Below are 21,012 nucleotides of genomic sequence, written 5' to 3'. Positions count from 1 at the left end.
TCCTCGACGGGCACACCCTGCCGGTCGCGGCACCGGCTCCCACCGGACCCCACTCCGCACGCGAACTGGAGCAGACATGGACACCCCGCCCCGCGTCACCGCCGTCATCACCAGCCGGGAGCGCTTCTCCTACGCCGAGGAGTCCCTGAAGAGCTTCTACGAGCACACCCGCGTCCCCTGCCATGTCGTGTACGTGGACGTCAACTCCCCGCGCGACCGCTGGGAGCGCCTGCGGCGCCTGAGCGACGAACGCGGCTTCACGGCCGTGCGCGTCAACAAGTACGTGTCGCCGAACTGCGCCCGCAACATCGGACTGCGCTACGCCGTGGGCGAGTACGTCGTCTTCCTCGACAACGACGTGGAGTACACGCCCAACTGGCTCGAACCCCTCCTCTCCTGCGCCGACGAGGAGAAGGCCGCCCTGGTCGGCCCCCTCTACCTGCACGGACCGCTGCAGGAGCAGACCGTGCACATGGCCGGCGGCGACATGGAGTTCTCGGGCACCTGGGGCACGAGGAGCTTCGTCCAGACCCAGCGGCACTTCATGAAACACCTCTCCGAGGTGCCCGCCGAGGAGCTGCGGCGGCAGCGGTGCGACATCATCGAGTTCCACTGCGCACTGGTGCGCCGCTCGGTGTTCGACCAGGTCGGCGGCATGGACGAGGGTTTGCTGACCACCCGTGAGCACCTGGACTTCAGCCGGCGGGTGCTCGATGCGGGCGGCACGGTGTGGTTCGAGCCGGCGTCCGTGATCACCTACCGGATGCCACCACCCTTCGCGCTGACCGACCTGCCGTATTTCATGCTGCGCTGGAGCGACGCCTGGACCGCCGAGACCCTGAAGCACTTCGCCAACAAGTACGGGATCGAACCCAGTTACGTGGAGCGGGTCGCCAAGAACCGCAAGGGGCGCCAGTGGCTGTTGTTCGAGCAGATCAAGCGGTACCTCCCGGACACCCTCGGCGAGCGGGGCACCACGGCGGTCAAGCGCGCCTTCCAGAAGGTGGAGCCGATCGGCAACCGCGTCCTCGTGGAGCTCCTGGCACTCCGCGAGCCCCCGCTGGAATGGCGGTGCCACCACGGGTCCGGCAGCCCGGCCCGTGAGCCGTCCGCGGCCGGACCCGTCTCAGCCGCCTCATGAGCCCGCCCCGTCTCACGAGCCCGGCCCCGCGCGGTCCCGGGTACGGACGGGTGTTCGTCCTCACCGGTGTCCCCGGCAGCGGCAAGTCCACGGTCGGCGCGCTGCTGGCGCGGCGCTTCGACCCCGCGGTACTGATCGAGGGCGACGTGCTGCGCCGCATGGTGGTCGCCGGCCGGGCCGAGATGACCACGGACCCGTCTCAGGAGGCGGTGCGCCAGTACGGTCTGCGCCTGCGCCACCTGGCGTACCTCACCCGCTCGTACGCCGCCGAGGGATTCACCGTGGTCGCCGAGGACAATCTCCTCGGGGCCCACCTGGGGGAGTTCGTCGGTCTCCTGGGGGACGCGCGCCCCCGTCATGTGATCGCGCTGGCACCCGACAGCGCGACCGTCCTGCGGCGGGACGCGGCCCGGTCCGGCCGGGCGTACGACGAGACCGGTCGGTACGCCCGCGAACTGGACCAGGTCCTCCGCCGGGACACCGCGCGGCTGGGCCTCTGGCTCGACACGTCGGAGCAGAATCCGGAGGAGACCGTCGAGGAGATCCTGGCGCGGCTCGACGAGAGCGAGACCCCGTGACGGACCTCTTCCGGGCGACCGGTGAAGACGTCGCGGCCGCCGTGGGAACGCACCGCCCGGCCCGGCTCGCCCGAGCGGGGCCACCGCCGGACGACGGCTGCGCCGAGGTGCGCCAGGCCGTGGTCGGTCCCGCACTCGTCCACCACTGCGCGGCCCTGCTGAGTCCCGCCGAGCGGGCCAGGGCGGCCCGGGCACGGCCCCCGGCACGGGACCGCTTCACCGTGGCCCGCGGCCTGCTGCGCTCGGTCCTCGGCGGACGGCTCGGGCTGCACCCGGCCCGGGTGCCGCTGGCCGCCCGGTGCCCGGCCTGCGGCGGGCGGGACCACGGCCCGGTGCGCCTGATGGCGGACGGGACCGACTGGCGGCTCTCCGTGTCCCACGCCGGTCTCCTGGTCGCCGTCGCCGTCGACTACGCCGGCCACCCCGTGGGCGTGGACGTGGAGACCGCCGCCAGGACCGCCGACCCGCGCGTACTGGAGCCCCGGCTGTTCGGACCGGCCCAGCGGCCCCGACTGGCCCGGCTCCCCCCGGGGGAGCGCCGCACCGCGCTCCTGACGGCGTGGACCGGCGCCGAATCGTACGCCAAGGCGTCCGGCACCCCGCTGGGGGCCGCCCTCGCCCGTATCGGCGCGACGGTCGACGACGACGGCCGGGTGGCCGTCGCACGCCCCGACGCGCTGGGGGGCTGGTGGGTGCGGGCCGTACCGGCCGGCGCCCCCGGTCACGTGGCGTCCGTCACCACGCGCGACGGCACCGGGCTACGAACCGACTGAGCGAGACACACGAGGGGAGCGCGATGCGGCACACACGCGAAGGAGACGACGGGAGCGGGACCACCGGGCGGCTGGAGGCCCTGGTGCGCGAGAAGCTGGCCGAACGGATCGGGGACGACCTCGCCGGGTCCATCGGGCGCGGCGAGGAGTTCCACGACCTCGGCATCGACTCCCTCGACATCGTCACCGTACTCGCCGCACTCGAACGCGAGTGCGCCGTCGACCGCATCGTCGACGGCGAACTGTGGGACGTCGCCCACTCGGTCGACGCGCTGGTGCGCCATCTGTCCGAGCACGGCGCCTTCCCGGAGCGGGCGTGAACACGGCGCGGCGCGGCCGGGACACCGCGCGCTCCGTCGCCGTCACCGGACTCGGCGTGCTCTCCCCGGGCGGGAGGGGCACCGACGCGCTGTGGCGGGTCTGCGAGCGGGGCGGCGCCGCCTTCCGCACCGTCGAGCACTTCGACGTCTCCCGTACCGGCGCGCGCGTCGCCGGATTCGTCCCCGACACCGGCGACGCCGACACGCCCGCCCCCGGGCAGCCCGGCAGACTGCCGTACCTGCTGCACCGGGCGACGAGCGACGCGCTGGCCGACGCCGAGGCGCGCACCGGCCGCCGACGCGTCCCCACCGCCCTGGTGGTGGGCACCACCGACAGCGGCGGCTGCCCCTCCGCGGCGGCCTGGCGCGCCTGGCGCGACGGCCGGGCCCCGGCCGCCGACGCCGGCTGGACCCCGTACGCCGCACCCGGCTGGGACGGGCCCGTCATCCGGGTCGGCAACGCCAGCGCCGCCGGTGCCACCGCACTCGGCGTCGGCGCCGACCTGGTGCGCGACGGCCTCGCGGAACGCGTCCTGGTGTGCGGCGTCGACACCGTCACCGAGACCGCGTTCCAGGGACTCGCCTCGTTGCGTACGCTCAGTCCGCGCGGCTGCCGCCCCTTCAGCGCCCGCCGCTCCGGCATCCGGGTGTCCGAATGCGCCGCCGCCGTCGTGCTGGAACGCACCGCCCCCGACGCCCACGCCCATCTGCGCGGCTGGGGCAGCAGCAACGAGGCCCGCCAGGCGGCCAGACCCGACGTCGAAGGGCTGGCCAAGGCCGTACGCCGCGCCCTGCGCGACGCCCGCACCGCACCGGACGAACTCGGCTACGTCAACGCGCACGCCGCCGGGACCCGCCACGGCGACGTGGCCGAACTCCATGCCCTGGCGGAGGTGCTGGGCGACCACCTGCCCCGCGTCCCCGTCGTCAGCAGCAAAGCGGCGCTGGGCCACTGCCAGGGCGCCGCGGGAACGGTGGAGGCGATCGTGACCGTACTGACCCTGGCGCGCGGCCAGGTGCTCCCCACGCTCGGCCTGGCGGACCGCGACCCGCGCTGGCACCACCTGAACCTGGGCGAACAGAGCCCCGGCAGCCCGCCGGAGACCGGCATGACCATCTCCTGCGGCCTGGGCGGCTCCAATGTGGCGGTGGTGTTCGGCCGTGCGGCGTGACATCGCCCGGATCGCCGGCACCGCCGTGCGGTCGACACCCCGGCGGATCCCCCCGACACCCGCGGACACCACCGAGTTGCCCCGCATGCCCCTGGCGGTGCGCGACGTGCTGGGCCCCCAACTCCTCGCCACCGCCCGGGAGGCACTCGACGCCGCGGGCGTCACCCCGGAGGAGGCCCGCGAACTGGGCTGCGTCACCGCGTCCCACCGCGCCACCGACGCCACCTCCGCGTACATCGCCGAGGTGCTGGCGGGGCCGGGCCCCCGGTGGCTGGCACCGGAGTGCTTCCTGCACTACTCGCCGCACTCGCTGACCGGGCGGCTGTGCATCGAACTGGGCCTCGACGGCACCGCGGTGACCCTGACCGGACCCGCCGGCGGCGTCGACGCGCTGGGCTACGCCGCTGGGATGATCACCTCGGGGCGGTGCGCACGGGTCCTGGTCGCCACCGCGCACTGGCCGTCTCCCGCCGGGCCGGGAGACGCCACCCCCACGCCGCTGAACACCGCCGCCGTCGTGCTCGGCCCCGACGGCGAGGGGGGCGGTGTCACCGACTGGCGCCCGGGCGGCGGCCATCCGGCCGTACGGGCCGGGCGGGACACCCCGGCGGACGACGGCGACACCAGCGCGCCCTTCGCCGTGCTCGCCGACTGGTACGCGCGGCGGTCGCCGGACGGCATCGAACTGCGCGGCGGTGGTTCCCGCGTCGCCCTCGTCCCGGGAGGCACCGCATGAGCGCGGCGGACATGAGCGCGGCGGACCTGCTGACGACGCTCGCCTGGCGCGCCGCGCACACCCCCCGCCGCACCGCGCTGGAGCACCGGAGCACCACCGTCACCTGGGAGGAGCTGTACGCGCGGGTCACCCGGGCGCGCGCCCGCCACCGGACGGCCGGCGACCGGACACCGGGCCGGCGCGTCGGGCTGCTCGGGAGCAACCACCCGGACACCGTCGTCGCGCTCCTCGCGGTGGCCGCGAACGGCACCGAGGCGGTGCTCCACGACGCCCGTGCCACCGCCCACGAACGCGCCCGGACCGCGGCCCTCGCCACCGTCACCACCTGGCACGCGCCCTCCCCGGACGACGAACCGCCGCCGACGGGCCCGCCGGCCGCGGCCTCCGGTCCGGAGCGGCCCGCGCGGTACTTCGGACTGGTCACCTCCGGCACCGGAGGCGAGCCCAAGGTCGTGCGCAAGCACTGGGGCGTCACCCTCGCCAACGCGGCGGCCTTCGCCGACGCCGCCGGTTACGGCCCCGACGACCGCGTCCTGTGCACCACCCCGCTGCACCACGCCTACGCGTTCGGCGTCGCCCTTCTGCCCGCCCTCCTCACCGGCGCGACCCTGGTCCTCGCCCCGCACCCCGCCGGCCCCGCGGCGCTGGCCGCCGCGCTGCGGGACTCGGGCGCCACCGTCGTACAGAGCGTGCCGTTCCTCTACCGCGCCCTGCTGGACGCCGGCCGGCTGACGCCGGCCCCCGCGCTGCGGGTGTGCGTCAGCGCCGGCGAGCCGCTCACCGCCGAGCTCGCCCGGGACTGGCGCGGAAAAGTCGGCGTACCGCTGCGCGACCAGTACGGTGCCACCGAGTTCGGCCAGATCGCGTTCTGCGTCGACGACCCCGACGACCCCGACGACCCCGGCTCCCCGGACGAGCAGGCTCCTGCGATGCGCCTGATGCCCGGCATCGAGGCACGGCTGCGCACCGAGGACGGCCGCCTGCTGGAACATGACCCGCACGCCTCCGGTGAGCTGTACCTCCGCCAGGACGGCACCGAGGTCACCTACTGGGGCCTGCCCGGACTCGGCCGCGCCGCCCACACCGACGGCTGGTTCCGCACGGGGGACACCGGGCGGCTCCCCACCCCCCGCACCGTCGTGGTCGAGGGCCGCACCACCCGCCGCATCTCGGTGGCCGGCCGGAAGGTGGACCCCGACGAGGTGGAACGCGCCGTCCGAGCGGCCCCCGGGGTGATCGAGTGCAAGGTCGCCGCGCCGCCGGAGGGCACCGAGGGACACGGCGACCGCTTCGTGGCGTTCGTGGCGGTCGAACCCGGCGTCACCGAGACCGGACTGCGCCGCCACGTGGCCCGCACGCTGTCCTCGTACAAGGTGCCCACCCGCTTCCACCTGCGGGACGCGCTCCCGCGCACCGGCACGGGGAAAATCCACCTGGCCCGCCTGTGGCAGGAGGTGACCGCGTGAGAAGGGATGGTCCTCCGATGAGCGTCCTCGACGACATCTCCGCCGGACGGTACGCGCTGCTCTTCCCCGGCGCGGGGTCGCAACTGCCCGCGATGGCCCGCCGGCTGTGCCGGTCCTTCGGCTCCGCCGTCGACGTGCTCCGACGCGCCCACGAGGCGACCGGACTCGACCTCCTCCGGCTCTGCCGCGACGGCACACCGGCCGAGCTGGCGCCGCCGGAGGTCGCCCACCCGGCGATCGTCGCGACCGCCCTCGCGGGCAGTGCGGCGCTGCGCGAGCACACCGGAACCCGCTGGGCGCCGCCCGCGCTCGTCGGCGGCCACAGCCTCGGTCACTTCGCCGCCCTGGTCGAGGCGGGCGCCCTCGGCTTCCACGACGCCCTGCGCATCGTCGCCCGGCGCGCCCGGCTGATGGGGGAGGAGACCCGCCGCCGGCCCGGACTGATGGCGTCCCTCTCCGGTCCGGAACCGGGCCGCGTGGCCGACTGGTGCGCCGCCTGCCCGCCGGACCTGGGCGTGGTGGTCCCCGGCTGTTTCAACGGACCGGCGCGGACCGTGGTCTCCGGTGACACCGCGGCGGTGCGGTGGGTCACCGCGCGCGCCGTGCGGGAGGAGGACGTCCGGGTGCGGGAACTGACCGCGGGCGTGGCGTCCCACTCACCGCTGATGGATCCCGTGCAACGGGCGCTGGCACCGCGGCTCGCCGCCGTCCCGCTGGCCACGCCCACCGTTCCCGTCCTGCTGGGCAGCGACGGACGCGCCGCCCGCCGCACCGGTGAGCTGCGCGAGGACCTGCTGCGCCAGCTCTCGGCGCCCGTGCGGTGGAACGACGCGATGCGCACCGTCGTCGACGCCGGTCTCACCACCGTCCTGGACACCGGACCGGGCCAGGTGCTCGCCAAGGCCGCCCTGCTGCACCCCGAACCCGTCGCCGTGGCACTGAACTTCATGCGGCCCCTGGAAAAGGCGGTGCCGCTGCCGTGAAGCCCCCTGGCACCGTACCCCGCGGGCGCTCCGCCCTGGTGATCGGCGGCAGCCGGGGCATCGGCCTGGCCACCGCACACGTGCTGGCGGCCCAGGGCCACCGGGTGACGGTCGCCTCGCGCGGCGGCGAGGGACCCGAAGGGTTCGCCTCCGTCCGCTGCGACGTGTCCGACAGCCGCCAGGTCGACGAGGCGTTCGCCCGGACCGAGGAACGACAGGGGCCCGTGCAGATCCTGATCGCCGGCGCCGCCATCCGGGAGGACGGCCTGCTGATGCGGACCGACGACGCGTCGTTCCGGCGCGTCGTCGACACCAACCTGACCGGGACCTGGCGGGCCGTGCGCCGCGCCGCGCCCGCGATGGTCTCCGCCGGCTGGGGCCGCATGGTCCTCCTCTCCTCCGTCGCGGCGGCCCTCGGCGTGGCCGGACAGGTCTCCTACGCGGCCGCCAAGTCCGGTCTGACCGGACTGGCCCGAGGAGTGGCCCGCGAACTCGGCCCGCGCGGGGTGACCTGCAACGTCGTGCTGCCCGGCTTCGTCGACACCCGGCTCACCGCCGACGTGGCGGCCCGGCGCCGGGCCGCCGTCCTCGCGAGCACGCCGCTGAACCGGGCGGCACGCCCCGAGGAGATCGCCGCCGTCGTGGCCTTCCTCGCCTCCGAGGCGGCGAGTTACGTCACCGGCGCCGTGGTCCCGGTGGACGGGGGGCTGGCCATGGGCTGCTGACACCGGGCGCCGACGCCGTCCCGCCCACCGGCGCTCCCGCGCGCTCCCGCCCCCGCCGGCCCGATTCGCCGGACTCACCCTTGGCCGACTCACCCTCGACCGACCCGCCGACCCGCCGACCCGCCGACCCGCCGACCCGCCGACCTGACCCAGCTGGACCGACGAGGGCCCGACCCGCCGACCCGAAGGCCCGACCCCGCCGGACCGACGAAGGCCCGCCCCCGCCGCTCGAACCGCACCAGGAGCCCTCCATGCGGACGCTGCTCGTGGACAACCACGACTCCTACAGCTACAACCTCTTCCAGCTCATAGCCCGGGCGACGGGCGCGGAGCCCGTGGTGCTGCGCAACGACGACCCGGCGCTGCGGCAGGTGGATCCGGACGCCTTCGACAGCCTGGTGATATCCCCCGGGCCGGGGCACCCCGGCCGGGCACGCGACCTCGGGCTGGCCGCCGGCCTGCTGTCCGCCTGCGGGCTGCCCACCCTCGGGGTGTGCCTGGGCCATCAGGGCATCGCGCTGGCCGCCGGCGCGCGCGTGCGCCCCGCGCCGACGCCCCGGCACGGCCACCTGAGCCCGATCCGGCACCGCGGCGAGGACCTGTTCGCCGGTCTCCCGCAGAACTTCACCGGCGTCCGCTACCACTCGCTGGCCGTCCCCGAGCCCCTGCCCGCCGCGCTGGAGGCGACCGCCTGGGCCGAGGACGGTGTGGTGATGGGTCTGCGCCACCGCACGCTGCCGCGCTGGGGTGTGCAGTTCCACCCCGAGTCCGTCTGCACCGAGTTCGGCCCGGAACTGATCGCCAACTTCACGCGTCTCGCCCACGCCCACCGCGCCACCGCCCGGGCCGCCGCGCGCCGACCCGGCCGCCCGGCGGCCGGCCCCGCGAAGGAGACGACCGGCCCCGCGGAGGCGACGACCGGCGCCGGCCCCGGTCGTCGCCTTCGCGGGGCCGGCGAACCGTACCGGCTCCACGTCCGCCGGCTGCGGACGGAACCGGACACCGAGACGGTCTTCCGCACCTTGTTCGCCCGTGCCGCGCACTCCTTCTGGCTCGACAGCTCCCGGGTCGAACCGGGGCTCGCGCGCTTCTCCTTCCTCGGCGACGCGACCGGGCCACTGGCCGAGACGGTGCGCTACCGGGCGGGCTCGGGCGAGGTCGAGGTCACCGCGGCCGACGGCACCGCGACCACCGTCCCGGGCAGTGTCTTCGACCATCTGCGTACCCGACTCGCCCGCCACCGGATCGACGCCCCCGGCCTCCCCTTCGACTTCACCTGCGGCTACGTCGGCTACTTCGGCTACGAACTGCGCGCCGACTGCGGATCGCCCCTCAGCAGGCCCTCCACCGCCGACGACGCGGGATGGATCTTCGCCGACCGGCTGGTCGCCGTCGACCACGAGCACCGCACGACCTATCTGCTGTGCCTCTCGCGCCCCGACCACGCGGACCAGCGCCGGGCCGAGCGCTGGCTGCGCGAGACCGCCTCGACGATCGCCTCCCTCCCACCGCCGCCCGCGCGCGTGCCCGCCCCGGCCCCCGCCGCCCCCGGGCCGCCGGAGAGCCGGCTCGCCAGGGACCGGGAACGCTACCTGGCCGACGTGCGCCGCTGCCGTGCGGAACTGCGCGCCGGCGAGAGCTACGAGATCTGCCTGACCAACACCGTGCGGATCCCCGCGAGCACCGACGCGCTGTCCGCGCACACCCGGCTGCGCCGCCTGAACCCGGCGCCGTACGCGGCCTACCTGAGGTTCGGCGAGCTGGAGGCGGCCTGTTCCTCACCGGAGCGCTTCCTGCGCATCACGGCCGACGGCACCGTGGAGAGCAAGCCCATCAAGGGCACCGCCCCGCGGGGCGCCGACCCCGCCTCCGACGCGCGGCTCAAGCGCGACCTCGTCACCGACCCCAAGACCCGCGCCGAGAACCTGATGATCGTGGACCTGCTCCGCAACGACCTGGGCCGCGTCTGCGAGATCGGCACCGTCCACGTGCCGCGCCTGATGCACGTCGAGTCGTACGCCACGCTCCACCAGCTCGTCTCCACCGTGCGCGGCACACTGCGGCCGGGCACCGACGCGGTGAGCTGCGTACGAGCCTGCTTCCCCGGAGGCTCCATGACCGGCGCCCCCAAGCTGCGCACCATGGAGATCATCGACCGGCTCGAGGGCGCGCCGCGCGGTGTCTACTCCGGCTCCATCGGCTACCTCGGGCTGGGCGGCGGCGCCGACCTGAACATCGTCATCCGGACCGCAGTCCGCTCGGGCGGACGGTGGACCGTCGGAGCCGGCGGCGCCATCGTGCTCGACTCCGACCCGGCCGAGGAGTACCAGGAGATGCTCCTCAAGGCCGGAGCGCCGGTACGGGCGCTGTGCCCCGACGGTCCCCGCGACGAGCCGCCGGCCGGGGCCGGGGCCGTGGACGAGCACGACGCCACGGACGCGGACACCGCGCGCGAACAGCCCTCGCACGCCCCGGCCCCGTACCAGGCGTGACGCCCCGGCCCGCCCTCCTGAGCACACCCGCACGCCCACCCGCGGACACACGACCGCGCACACACCCGCCCGGGACCGACGGCCCAACGACCCGTCCGAGAACCGGAACCAGAAGGAGTCATCATGATCGACAGTCGTCTGCTCGACATCCTCGCCTGCCCCGTCTGCGCCGAGCGGCTCGAACTCGACCCCGACCACGCCCGTATGACCTGCCTCGGCGCCGCCTGCGGCCGGCGGTACCCCGTCGTCGACGGCATCCCGGTCCTCGTCGTCGGTGCCGAGGCGCCGGCGTCCTCGGCGGGCTGACGTCCGTTGAGCCGGCCCACGGGGGCGGGGCGGGACGCGGTGACGGATCAGGAGAAGGCCCCGGCCCGCCGCACGGCCGGGACCCGCTGCCCACGAGGACTGCTCACGCTGTGGAGCGTCGAGATGTGGGAACGGTTCAGTTTCTACGGCATGCGGGCGATCCTCGTGCTCTTCCTCGCCGCGCCGCCCGACGACGGGGGACTCGGGCTCGCACCGCACCTGGCGGCGGCGGTCTTCGGCGTGTACGGAGCCCTCGTCAACCTGCTGGCGCTGCCCGGCGGCTGGCTGGCCGACCGGGTCCTCGGCTCGTACCGGGCGGTGCTGTGGGGCGGAGTCGTCATCACCCTGGGCCACTGCGTCCTGGCCCTGCCCGTCGGCGCCGGGGGAACCTACCCCGGACTGCTGCTCGTCGCCGTCGGCACCGGCCTGCTCAAGCCCAGCATCTCGACCGCGCTCGGCGGACTGTACGACGCCGAGGGCGACGCGGACACCGCGAAGGCCCCCGCCCGACGCGACGCCGGATTCTCGCTGTTCTACATGGGCATCAGCGTCGGGGCCTTCGCCGCACCGCTGGTCACCGGCTTCCTCGGCGAACGGGTCGACTGGCACATCGGGTTCGGTGCGGCCGCGGTCGGCATGCTCATAGGTCTCGTCGTCTGCCTCGCGGGCGGCGGCCGGCTGCCCGACACGGCCCGTAGGCCGACGGGGACGGCCGGTCCGCCCGGGACACGCCGCATGCTCGGGGCGGTCGGCGGCGCACTCGCTGTCGTCGGCATCGTGCTCGGCGTCACGACGCTGTTCGGAACGACCTTCATCGACGGCGTCATCCAGGCCGTCACGCTGCTCACCGTCGTCGTCCCGATCGCCTGCTTCGCCTCCATGTTCCGCGCCGCCGGCCTGGAACCGGTGGACCGCGACAGACTGCGGGCCTATGTGTGGATCTTCCTCGCGGCGGCCATGTTCTGGATGATCGCCGAGCAGGGCGGCTCCCTGATCAGCCTGTTCGCCCGGGACCACGTCGACCGGACCCTGTTCGGCCGGCAGTTCCCCACGAGCTGGTTCCAGTCCCTGGGCCCGCTCTACAGCATTCTGCTGGCCGGTGCGTTCGCCGTGCTGTGGCTGCGCATGGGCCGCCGGCAGCCGAGCACGGCGGCCAAGTTCGCCCTCGGCCTGTTCGGCCTGGGTCTCGCCACGCTGATCATGGCGGGAGCCGGCCTGGCCTCGGCGGACGGCGGGCGCGTCTCCCCGCTGTGGCTGCTGGCCGCCTTCTTCGTCCAGATCGTGGCCGAGATGCTCCTCAGCCCCACCGGCCTGAGCGTGACCACCCGACTGGCCCCGGCCGGCTTCACCCACCAGATCATGAGTCTGTGGTTCCTGTCGGTCGCGATGGGCAGCGCGCTCAGCTCCCAGGTCGTACGGGCCACCACCGTATGGCCGGTGGGCACCTACTTCGCGGTGCTCTCCGCCGCCGCGCTGCTCTGTGCCGCGGCCGTCGCCGCCGCCCGCGGGAACCTCAGCAGGCTCATGCGGGGGGTGGCCTGACACCGTACCGGCCACGCGAGCCCGGCCCCGGCGCTCCCGGAGCCGGGCCCCTGCCGCCGCCGTGAACAGACACACGTCCGCGCAAGCACCGGGCACCGGGCGGCACGCAGCCGGAACCGAGCTCCGGACGCCGGATCACGGCGCTCCGGCACCCGACGACGTCGCCGACATCCACGCCGCGTACAACTCGGCGTACCGGCCCTCGCGGGCGACCAACTCCTCGTGCGTCCCCTGCTGGACGATCCGGCCCTTGTCGAAGACGAGCACCCGGTCGGCCGCCCGCGCCGTGGACAGCCGGTGCGCCACCGACACCGCCGTACGACCACGCGTGGCGTTCTCCAGGGCCTGCTGGAGGCGCTGCTCGGTGGCCGGGTCCACCGCGGACGTCGCCTCGTCCAGCACCAGCAGATCCGGGTCCGCGAGATACGCCCGCGCCAGTGCCACCAACTGCCGCTCACCCGCCGACAGAGCCTCGCCGCGCTGCCCCACCGGCGTCCGCAGCCCCTGCGGCAGAGACTCCAGCCAGCTCCGCAGACCGAGAGTGGCCAGCGCCCGGCGCACCTCGTCGTCGGTCGCGTCGGGGCGCCCGTACCGGATGTTCGCGCCGACCGTGGTGTCGAACAGGAAACCGTCCTGCGGGACCATCACCACCCGCTTCCGCAGCGACGAGAACCGCACCTCCGACAGCGGCACACCGTTCACCGTCACCCGCCCCGACGACGGGTCCGCGAGCCGGATCAGCAACTTGGCGAACGTCGACTTGCCCGAACCCGTCTCACCCACGACGGCCACCCGGGTGCGCGGCGCGATGTGCGCCGAAATCCCGTGCAGCACCGGCGGGCCGGCCGGATAGGCGTAACCGACCTCCTCGAAAAGCACCTCCATCGGGCCCCGTTCGAGGTCCACCCCGGCCTTCCCCGGGTCGGCCACATCGATGGGCGTGTCCACGACGGCCAACGCCCGACGCCAGCCGGCCAGCGCGTTCTGCAGCTCGTTCAGCACTTCCGTGCTCATCTGCGCCGGCCCGATGAACAGGGTCACCAGGAACAGGAACGCCACCAGCTCACCGGCCGTGAGACGGCCGTGCACACCCAGCACGACGCCCAGGCTCACCACACCGCCGATGGCCAGCGCCGCCGCCACCTCACCGCTGGACAGCGTGACGGCCACCAGCCGCTGCGCCCGGCTCTGCGCCCGCCGATGCTCCTCCACCGCCGTGTCGATGCGCCGTCCGATGAGGTCACCGGCACCGTACGCGCGGATCACCGCGGCACCGACGACGGCTTCGCCCGTCGCGGCGAGCATGTCACCGGCCCGGGCGCGCACTCGTCCGTAGTGCTGCGACAGCCTGCGCTGCATCGGAGGGGACACCAGCAGCAACGGGACGAAGACCGCCCACACCATCAGCGTCAGGACCCATGAGTAGGCGAACATCACCGCGCTGCCCACCACCAGTTGGCACAGGCTCACCAGCAGCATCCCGCCGAACTGCAGGAAGATGCTGAACTGGTCCACGTCGCCGGTGACCCGCGCCACCAGGTCGCCGCGCCGCTCGCCGCTCAGCGCGGGCGCCGACAGGTCGTGCACCCGCCGGAACGCCTTGACGCGCAACGTGGCGAGCCCCGCCTCCGTACTGCGGTAGAGACGGTGGTTCATCAGGTACGTGACCCAGGCGGTGGCCAGCACCACGACCGCGCAGACCGCGACCGTCGTCAGGACGAAACCGGTCTGCGGGCTCCCCGGCCGCTGGATTCCCTGGTCCAGGGTGATCTGCACCGCGATCGGCACCACCACCCGCCCCGCCGCGGCCAGCAGCGCCAGCCCCGCCACGACGAGGAGACCTTCCCGCAGCCCGGGGGAGACCTGGAGCGCCCGCCGGAACGTGCCCGTGGCGCTGCCGCTCTCGCGGGTGATCCGGCTCATGCCGTCCGTCCTTCCTCGATCGCCGCGACGCCGGAGCCGTCCGGGCCGGCGGTCCGCCGCTCCTCACGCTCGTAGGCGGTGACCAGTTCCCGGTATCCGGCGCACCGCGCCAGCAGTTCCTCGTGGGTGCCGCTGTCCACGACCCGGCCGCGCTCGATGTGGACGACCTGGTCGGCGAGTGCGATGGTGGCCTGCCGGTAGGCGACCAGCACCAGGGTGGACGGCACCCGCGCGTCGCGCAGACGCGTCAGGATCCGGCCCTCCACCTGCGGATCGATGCTGGAGGTCGCGTCGTCGAGGACCAGCAGCCGCGGCCGCCGCACCAGGGCGCGGGCCAGCGCGACGCGCTGCCGCTGACCGCCGGAGAGGGTGGCGCCCCGCTCGCCGACCCGGGTGTCCAGCCCCTGCGGCAGCGCGCGTACGACATCGGCGGCCTCCACCGCCTCCAGCGCCTCCCAGACCCGCTCGTCCGGGACCTTCAGTCCCAGCAGCACATTGCCGCGCACGGTGTCGTCGAAGAGGAGCGCCTCCTGCGGCACGAACGCCACGGCCGAGCACACCTCGCCGGAGCGCATCTCCCGGGCGTCCTTGCCGTCCATCAGCACATCGCCCTCCAGCGGGTCGACGAGCCGCACCATCAGCGCGGCCAGCGTCGACTTGCCCGAACCGGTCGGGCCGACCACGGCCACGGTCCGCCCCGAACCCACCCGCAACGTCACGTCGTGCAGCACGTTCCCGGCGTCGTAGGCGTAGCTCACACCGCGCGTGTGGAGGCTGATCGGACCGGCGTCGGCGAGCCGCAGCTCCCCCGTGGACCGGTCGCCCTCGGCGTCGAGGACGTGTCGCACCCGCGACCAGCCGACCGAGCTGCGCGGCAGCTCGGCCAGCACCCAGCCGAAGGCGCGCACCGGGAAGGCGATCATCGTGAAGAGGTAGGCCACCTGCACCAGTTCGCCCACGGTGATGGCACCGGCCGCCAGCCGTACGGTCCCCACGGCGAGTACGGTGAGGATGCCGAGGTTGGGCAGCGCGTCGAGCATCGGGTCGAAGCGGCCCCGCGTCCGGCCCACGGCGATGTTGGCGTCCCGCAACCGCTCGGCGGCGGCGGCCATCCGCTCCGTCTCGTAACGTTCCAGACCGAGCGTCTTGACGACGACGGCGCCGTCGAAGCTCTCGTGCGCGATGTCGCTGACCTCGGCCCGCAGGCTCTGCGCGCGGGCCGCCAGGGGGGACAGCCTGCGCTGGTAGAACACGTTCAGCAGCCCGACCGCGGGGAAGACCAGCAGGCTCACCCCGGCGAGCACCGGGTCCACCAGGGCCATGGAGACGACGGCGGCGAGCAGCATGACGACCACGCCGATCGCGGTGGGCAGCGGCACGATCGGCGCCCACACCGCCTCCACGTCCGAGCTGACGTTGGAGAGCAACTGGCCCGCAGGGTGACGCTGGTGCCAGGAGAGCGGGAGGCGCAGGTAGTGGCGCGCGACCTTGCGGCGGTAGGTGGCCTGGAGCCGGAACTGCATGATGCCGGCCCCGACCCGGCGCCCGATGACCCCGACCACGCGGAGCATCGCCACCCCGAAGATGGCGAGCCCGGCACCGGTCAGCGCGGCCGTGGTGGTCCGGCCGGCCTCGAACGCGGGCAGCACCACCCGCTCGGTGATCCGGCCCAGCACCCAGGACGTGGCGACCGGGGCGACGCCGTAGAGGCAGCTGGCCAGCAGCGCCGCGGTGAAGATCCACGGCTCCTCACGGACGGCGACGGAGAGGACGCCCAGCCCTCTGCGGAGCGTCGAGCTGTCTGTTCCGGACACGGAGAGGTTCCTTTCGTACGGCGTACGCGTGGCCGGGCGACGCGCGTGACGCCGTGCCGTCGACGTGCACGCCGGTCACTGGCGGGCGCCGGCCGGTTCCGGCAGCGCGTCCAGCAGCGCCAGGTCGGCGTCGTCCAGCCGGATGCCGGCGGCGACGGTGTTGTCCGCCAGGTACCGGGGGTTCTTGGTGCCGGGGATCGCCACCACGTGCGCGCCCCGGGAGAGCACCCAGGCCAGGGCGGTCTGCGCGGGCGTGATGCCCCGTCGCCCGGCGACCTCGCGCACGCTCTCGGCGAGCGGCAGGTTCGCCGTGAAGTTCTCCGGGAGGAAACGCGGATTGGTCCGGCGGTAGTCACCGTCCGGTACGTCGTCCGCCGAGCCGAACCGTCCCGCGAGGAAACCCCGGCCCAGCGGGGAGTACGCGATGAGCACGATGCCCTCGCGCGCGGTGAACGGCAGCAGCTCCGCCGCCCTGTCCCGGGTCCACAACGACAACTCGCTCTGCACCGCGGCGACCGGGTGGACGGCCTGGGCGGTGCGCACCTGGTCCGGCGTCACGTCGGAGAGTCCCAGCATCCGTGCCTTGCCGGCCGACACCGCCTCGGCCATGGCGCCCCAGGTCTCCGCCAGCGGGACCCGCGGATCCACCCGGTGGAGCTGGTACAGATCGACGTGGTCGGTGCCCAGCCGGCGCAGGGACGCGTCGATCGCGGCGCGTACGTGCTCGGGACGCCCGTCCCGCCGCAGCCGGTCCGCACCGGTGACGAATCCCACCTTGGTGGCCAGGAACGCCCGCTCCCGGCGGCCGGCGAGCGCGCGGCCGACCAACTCCTCGTTGGTGTACGGGCCGTAGACGTCAGCGGTGTCGATCAGGTTGGCGCCGAGGTCGAGGGCGCGGTGGATCACGGTGACCGACGTGGCGTCGTCCCGGCCGCCGGGATCGTAGGCGTACGACATGCCCATGCACCCGAGGCCGATGACTCCCGGCGACTGTCCGTCCGGTCCGATCCGAAGCGTGCGCAAGGCGGTTTTCTCCTCATGGTCGACGGGCCGGCACACAACAGGAGCGGGAGGGCGGGAGAGCGCGAGCGCCGGACCGGCGGTGCGGGCAACGGCGCCCCTGTCCGGCCCTGTGCGGGAACGTGTCCCCGTCCGCCCGCCGGTCCGGCCTGTGGGACCGCACGGAGAGGGTGCCCCCGGCCGGGCGACGGGGCCCCGGTCAGGCGATGGCGCCCTCGGTCCAGGCCCGCTTGAGGATCTCGTCGACCGTCTCGTCGACGGTCTGCGCCGAGGTGTCGAGCCAGAGCCCGATCCGGGGTGTGACGTCCCGCAGCACCCGGTCCAGGTCCTGCGGCTGCCAGTCCGGCCCGTAACCCGACTTGGCCCGCTTCCGCTCGCGCTCGGCGACGGCCTCGGGGTCGGGCGCCAGGACGACGACGGCCAGCGGCCGGCTCGTGATGGACTCGGTGATCTCGGCCAGGTGCTCACCCAGCAGGACGTCCTGGACGATGGTGGTGAAGCCGGCCCGGCAGTAGGCGTCGGCCGACGCGGCGGCCAGCCGGTGCCGCAGCCTGAGTTGGGCGACGGCCTCCGGCGGTGCGTCGGCGGTCATGTTCACCTGACCGTTGACGATCATGCGGCGGAAGAAGTCACCGCGCACGTGGACGGAGCGTGTCAGGCGCTCGGCGAGTGCCTGCGCGACGGTCGACTTGCCCGCCGCGGAAATACCCGAGATGACGATGACGCCGTTGGTTTCCGCGTCCCGCGGAGGCGTGCTGGTGATACCGGTCATGAAGGGAAGGAATTCCTCTCTTTGGTGCCGACGGCGCGAAGGGCGGCACGGCGGCAATGTGGCGTGTCGCTAGGCACGTTCGAGGACGAGGAGGTCCATGGAAGCGGGCCGATGGGTGGAAACGCCCCAGGTGCCGAGTCGTGGCTCCTGGCACATGCGCAGATCGTAGCGCGCCGCCACCGCCTGGATGTGTTCCAGCCGGTAGGCGATGGCGTATGTCGGTTCCTCCTTCGAATGCACGAAGTAATTCCCGTGGTCGTGCGTGAAGCTGAACGCGGTGTTCCCGCGGGAGATGTTCTCGGCCACCTTGTCGTCCACCAGGTACGCGGTGGCGAAACACCGCCCCCCGGCCCGGAGCACCCTAGCGGATTCCGCGAGGTAGTTGTCCATTTCCTCGGGCATCAGGTGACTGATCAGCCCGACGAGCGCGGCGATGTCGAAGGACGAGTCCTCGGCGGGGAAGCGGAAGTCGGATGCCGAGAGCCTGCCCTCGGGGTTGTAGATTTCCTGGCGGATGTCGACGTGTTCGAAACGGAAGTTCGGGTGGCGCGCGCCGATGGTCGAACTGCACCACTCGATCGCGTGCGGCACGATGTCGAAGCCCAGGTACGAGCCCTCGGTGAGCATGTCCGTCAGGGGAATCGCGACGCGCCCCGCGCCGCAGCCGGCGTCGAGCACGTCGTGGGACGGGCCCATTCCCAGTTCGTCCCGCATGTAGGCGGTGATCTCGCGGCCGACCTTGAGGAAGTCGCCGTTGCCGATGAATCGGCGGTATCGGCGGGGCGGCAGGAACCGGTGCTCCCGGCCGCGCACTCGGTCCAGGAGATCCAGCAGGCGCAGCCCGGCACGGTAACTGGATCCCCGTAATCGGTCGATGCCACCGGACCGGCGGAGCGACGAGGTGTACTTCGTCGCCCTGAGCGACTTCAACTCCGACTGGTTCCCCGGCACAGGTGATTCCTCTCTCCCCGGTATCGGGCTTCGACGTCACGGGCGGGGCGGCGGCGCAACTCGGCGGGAGCGCGGCCGGTGCCCGCCCGTCCGGTCAGCATGTCGACCGGTGGTCCAACGGCCGACGGTCTTTCGAGCCCCCGTCTCATTCCCTCACGTCATTCTAGGATTCCGAAGACCGGATTGCGATAACGGCGAGGGAAGTGAGCTGCGCACCGAGAATCGAATAAGACATGTGTGCGGCTCTGATTCGGCGGCTCCTCCGACGACAACCACCGCTCTCACCGCGGGCGCGGCGCCCGTCCGCCGCCCAACCGGCCGAGGACGCACGGCGGTCCCGAAAACGCCTGGCGCATCGGGGTGAGGACCGGTAATAGGGTCCCCGCGATGATGACTCACTCTGCCGACAGATTGGGGGCCCCGTCCGCGGGAACCAGGTGCACGCGAACGTCTTGTCGTGGCCGCAGTCGACCTGTCCACCGAGCAGGGGTACGACGCCACGACGGTCGCGCAGATCGCCGAGCGCGCCGGGGTCACCAAAAGCACCTTCTTCCGGTACTTCCCTGACAAGCGAGAGCTGTTGGTGGCCGGGCAGGAGACGCTGAGCCGGCTGCTGACCGAGGGGATCGCCGAGGCGCCCGATGACGTCGGCCCGCTCGAGGCGGCCGCCGCCGGTCTTGAACGCGCGTCGAGCGCGATGGGACCCATGAATCGCGAGCTCGCCCCGCGCCTGAAGGCTGCCGTCGCCGCCAGCGTCGAGCTTCAGGAGCGTGACGCCCTCAAGACCGTCAGCCTCGCGGCCGCGATGACGGCCGCCCTGGTCGCCCGCGGCCTGTCCGACCCGGCCGCGGCCCTTGCTGAACCACGTCACCAACCTCCGTGGACAGAACACCTAGCACTCTGCTTCGTCGGGCGCGACGACTTCGCGCTGCGCGGTCTGTGCGACGCGCGCGAGCAGCGTCCGTAGTTGCTCGGTGTCCGTGGGGTCGAGGTCGGTGAGGAGGCGTGCTTCGGCGGCGCCGAGGCTTTCACGTACCTGTGCGAGGCGGGCGCGTCCGGTGTCGGTGATGAGGACCTGGCGGGCGCGCCGGTCGCGCGGGTCCGGCTTGCGGGTCACCAGATTGTGAGCTTCGAGGTCGTCGAGGAGGTAGGTCATCACGGTGCGGTCGAGACTCACCTCTTTGGCCAGGGCGAGCTGCGAGGGCGGCTCGCTGCCGCCGGCCAGGGCCACCAGGACCAGGTAGCCGCGGGCTCCGCCGGGCAGGTCCGCGACGGAGTCGGTGGCGACGCGGCGGAACGCCGCGGAGACCATGCGGATCGCCCAGCCCAGGTCGGTGTCCAGCGCCAGGGATTCTGCCTCGGCGCGCGGCTTCTTGTTCTCGGACGTGGATGCGCTCACCCGCATACCGTACTACATGCGCTCAACGACAGATGTTCTTGTAAGCAGAACATCTGCGAGGCATAGTGGATGGTGGAAGGGCGCCGGACGCGATCCGCACCGCGCGCCGAACGCACCACGGCAAGGAAGATCACCATGAGCGCCAGCACCGCTTTGCAGGGCCACATCGCACTCGTGACCGGAGCGACCTCCGGCATCGGCAAGGCCATCGCGCAGAACCTGGCCGCCCAGGGCGCGAACGTCGTCCTGCACGGCCGCGATCAGGCCCGGGGCGAAGCCTTGGTCAAGGAGATCGCGGCAGAGGGCGGCACCGCCCGTTTCACCGCCGCAGACCTCACCGACGCCGATGACACGCTGCGGTTGGCCGCTGAGGCCGGAGCGGTGGACATCCTGGTCAACAGCGCGGGCCTCTACGAGTTCGCCCCGACGGCTGCGAGCGATGCCGCGAGCTTCGACCGACAGGTCGCGGTCAACACGCGGGCCCCGTTCCTGCTGGTCGGCGCGCTGGCACCGGCTATGGCCGAGCGCGGGCAGGGCTCGATCGTGATCGTCGGCTCCAGCGCGGCCCGTATGCCCGCCCCCATCGGTGCGGCCTACGGTGCCTCCAAGGCCGGTGCCGAGATACTCACCCGCTACTGGGCGACCGAGTTCGGTTCGTCCGGTGTGCGGGTCAACACCGTCTCGCCCGGACCCGTGCACACCGAGGGCACGAAGGCGATGCTCGGTGAGCACACCGCGATGCTGGACAGGACCACCGCCCGTGGCCGCGCCGGAGACCCCAGGGAGATCGCCGAGGTCGTCTCGTTCCTGGTCAGCCCGGCCAGCTCCTACGTCAACGGCGCCGTCCTGTTCGCCGACGGCGGCGAGCTCAGCGCCCTGCCCGCCTGAAGGAGCTCCGC

At 73.6% G+C, this 21,012-nt stretch carries 20 protein-coding genes; 14 read left to right on the top strand and 6 right to left on the bottom strand.

What is annotated here, in order from left to right; genetic code table 11:
• Positions 1-76 precede the first annotated feature (76 nt).
• The 12 genes from IG02_RS0100405 (at position 77) to IG02_RS0100350 (ending at position 12,234) form a co-directional block, all read left to right on the top strand.
• Complete coding sequence (locus tag IG02_RS0100405) at positions 77-1,141, top strand: glycosyltransferase family 2 protein (RefSeq protein WP_051764218.1); 1,065 nt, start codon at positions 77-79, stop codon at positions 1,139-1,141.
• Positions 1,138-1,719 (top strand): AAA family ATPase, encoded by a 582-nt coding sequence (locus IG02_RS0100400; protein ID WP_051764216.1) that lies wholly within the window; start codon positions 1,138-1,140, stop codon positions 1,717-1,719. The genes IG02_RS0100405 and IG02_RS0100400 overlap by 4 nt, the downstream gene beginning before the upstream one ends.
• Positions 1,716-2,492: a 4'-phosphopantetheinyl transferase family protein gene (locus tag IG02_RS37555; protein WP_051764214.1), complete on the top strand. Its 777-nt coding sequence runs from the start codon at positions 1,716-1,718 to the stop codon at positions 2,490-2,492. Before IG02_RS0100400 ends, IG02_RS37555 begins: the two co-directional genes overlap by 4 nt.
• Before the next feature lie 23 nt (positions 2,493-2,515).
• Positions 2,516-2,812: an acyl carrier protein gene (locus IG02_RS0100390; RefSeq protein WP_030740021.1), complete on the top strand. Its 297-nt coding sequence runs from the start codon at positions 2,516-2,518 to the stop codon at positions 2,810-2,812.
• Complete coding sequence (locus IG02_RS0100385; protein WP_030740020.1) at positions 2,809-3,984, top strand: beta-ketoacyl synthase N-terminal-like domain-containing protein; 1,176 nt, start codon at positions 2,809-2,811, stop codon at positions 3,982-3,984. Before IG02_RS0100390 ends, IG02_RS0100385 begins: the two co-directional genes overlap by 4 nt.
• On the top strand, positions 3,974-4,720 hold the full coding sequence (locus IG02_RS0100380; RefSeq protein ID WP_030740017.1) for a beta-ketoacyl synthase N-terminal-like domain-containing protein: 747 nt from the start codon (positions 3,974-3,976) through the stop codon (positions 4,718-4,720). Before IG02_RS0100385 ends, IG02_RS0100380 begins: the two co-directional genes overlap by 11 nt.
• Positions 4,717-6,186, top strand: coding sequence for a class I adenylate-forming enzyme family protein (locus IG02_RS0100375; protein ID WP_030740015.1), 1,470 nt, complete (start codon positions 4,717-4,719; stop codon positions 6,184-6,186). The genes IG02_RS0100380 and IG02_RS0100375 overlap by 4 nt, the downstream gene beginning before the upstream one ends.
• A gap of 17 nt (positions 6,187-6,203) precedes the next feature.
• Positions 6,204-7,169 (top strand): ACP S-malonyltransferase, encoded by a 966-nt coding sequence (locus tag IG02_RS0100370; protein WP_051764212.1) that lies wholly within the window; start codon positions 6,204-6,206, stop codon positions 7,167-7,169.
• Positions 7,166-7,894 (top strand): SDR family oxidoreductase, encoded by a 729-nt coding sequence (locus IG02_RS0100365; protein WP_037801774.1) that lies wholly within the window; start codon positions 7,166-7,168, stop codon positions 7,892-7,894. The genes IG02_RS0100370 and IG02_RS0100365 overlap by 4 nt, the downstream gene beginning before the upstream one ends.
• Positions 7,895-8,145: 251 nt before the next feature.
• Positions 8,146-10,386: an aminodeoxychorismate synthase component I gene (gene pabB, locus IG02_RS0100360; protein ID WP_063756703.1), complete on the top strand. Its 2,241-nt coding sequence runs from the start codon at positions 8,146-8,148 to the stop codon at positions 10,384-10,386.
• A gap of 123 nt (positions 10,387-10,509) precedes the next feature.
• Positions 10,510-10,692 (top strand): Trm112 family protein, encoded by a 183-nt coding sequence (locus tag IG02_RS0100355; protein WP_030740003.1) that lies wholly within the window; start codon positions 10,510-10,512, stop codon positions 10,690-10,692.
• Positions 10,693-10,731: 39 nt separating this feature from the next.
• Complete coding sequence (locus IG02_RS0100350; protein ID WP_051764210.1) at positions 10,732-12,234, top strand: peptide MFS transporter; 1,503 nt, start codon at positions 10,732-10,734, stop codon at positions 12,232-12,234.
• Positions 12,235-12,369: 135 nt separating this feature from the next.
• On the opposite strand, the gene IG02_RS0100345 is transcribed toward IG02_RS0100350, so the two are convergent.
• From IG02_RS0100345 to IG02_RS37550, 5 genes are all read right to left on the bottom strand, one after another.
• Positions 12,370-14,157 (bottom strand): ABC transporter ATP-binding protein, encoded by a 1,788-nt coding sequence (locus IG02_RS0100345; RefSeq protein ID WP_037801772.1) that lies wholly within the window; start codon positions 14,155-14,157, stop codon positions 12,370-12,372.
• Positions 14,154-15,971 (bottom strand): ABC transporter ATP-binding protein, encoded by a 1,818-nt coding sequence (locus IG02_RS0100340; RefSeq protein ID WP_037801770.1) that lies wholly within the window; start codon positions 15,969-15,971, stop codon positions 14,154-14,156. The genes IG02_RS0100345 and IG02_RS0100340 overlap by 4 nt, the downstream gene beginning before the upstream one ends.
• A gap of 75 nt (positions 15,972-16,046) precedes the next feature.
• On the bottom strand, positions 16,047-16,994 hold the full coding sequence (locus IG02_RS0100335) for an aldo/keto reductase (RefSeq protein ID WP_030739993.1): 948 nt from the start codon (positions 16,992-16,994) through the stop codon (positions 16,047-16,049).
• Positions 16,995-17,190: 196 nt separating this feature from the next.
• Complete coding sequence (locus tag IG02_RS0100330; protein ID WP_051764208.1) at positions 17,191-17,763, bottom strand: AAA family ATPase; 573 nt, start codon at positions 17,761-17,763, stop codon at positions 17,191-17,193.
• A 69-nt stretch (positions 17,764-17,832) separates the two neighbouring features.
• On the bottom strand, positions 17,833-18,714 hold the full coding sequence (locus tag IG02_RS37550) for a class I SAM-dependent methyltransferase (protein ID WP_051764206.1): 882 nt from the start codon (positions 18,712-18,714) through the stop codon (positions 17,833-17,835).
• Between the two features lie 457 nt (positions 18,715-19,171).
• Between IG02_RS37550 and IG02_RS0100320 the strand changes: the two genes are divergently transcribed.
• Positions 19,172-19,681: a TetR/AcrR family transcriptional regulator gene (locus IG02_RS0100320; RefSeq protein ID WP_078854063.1), complete on the top strand. Its 510-nt coding sequence runs from the start codon at positions 19,172-19,174 to the stop codon at positions 19,679-19,681.
• Here IG02_RS0100320 and IG02_RS0100315 read toward each other — a convergent pair.
• On the bottom strand, positions 19,607-20,119 hold the full coding sequence (locus tag IG02_RS0100315) for a MarR family winged helix-turn-helix transcriptional regulator (RefSeq protein ID WP_030739985.1): 513 nt from the start codon (positions 20,117-20,119) through the stop codon (positions 19,607-19,609). The two genes, IG02_RS0100320 and IG02_RS0100315, sit on opposite strands and share 75 nt — an antisense overlap.
• A 129-nt stretch (positions 20,120-20,248) precedes the next feature.
• Here IG02_RS0100315 and IG02_RS0100310 point away from each other — a divergent pair, with 129 nt between their 5' ends.
• Positions 20,249-21,001, top strand: coding sequence for an SDR family NAD(P)-dependent oxidoreductase (locus IG02_RS0100310; RefSeq protein ID WP_030739982.1), 753 nt, complete (start codon positions 20,249-20,251; stop codon positions 20,999-21,001).
• Positions 21,002-21,012: the final 11 nt, after the last annotated feature.

It is taken from the genome of Streptomyces sp. NRRL F-5135 (assembly GCF_000719775.1).
Classification (GTDB): Bacteria; Actinomycetota; Actinomycetes; order Streptomycetales; family Streptomycetaceae; genus Streptomyces; species Streptomyces hebeiensis.
The sequence above is the reverse complement of the archived record's forward strand: the minus strand, read 5'-3'. Positions and strand labels throughout refer to the sequence as shown.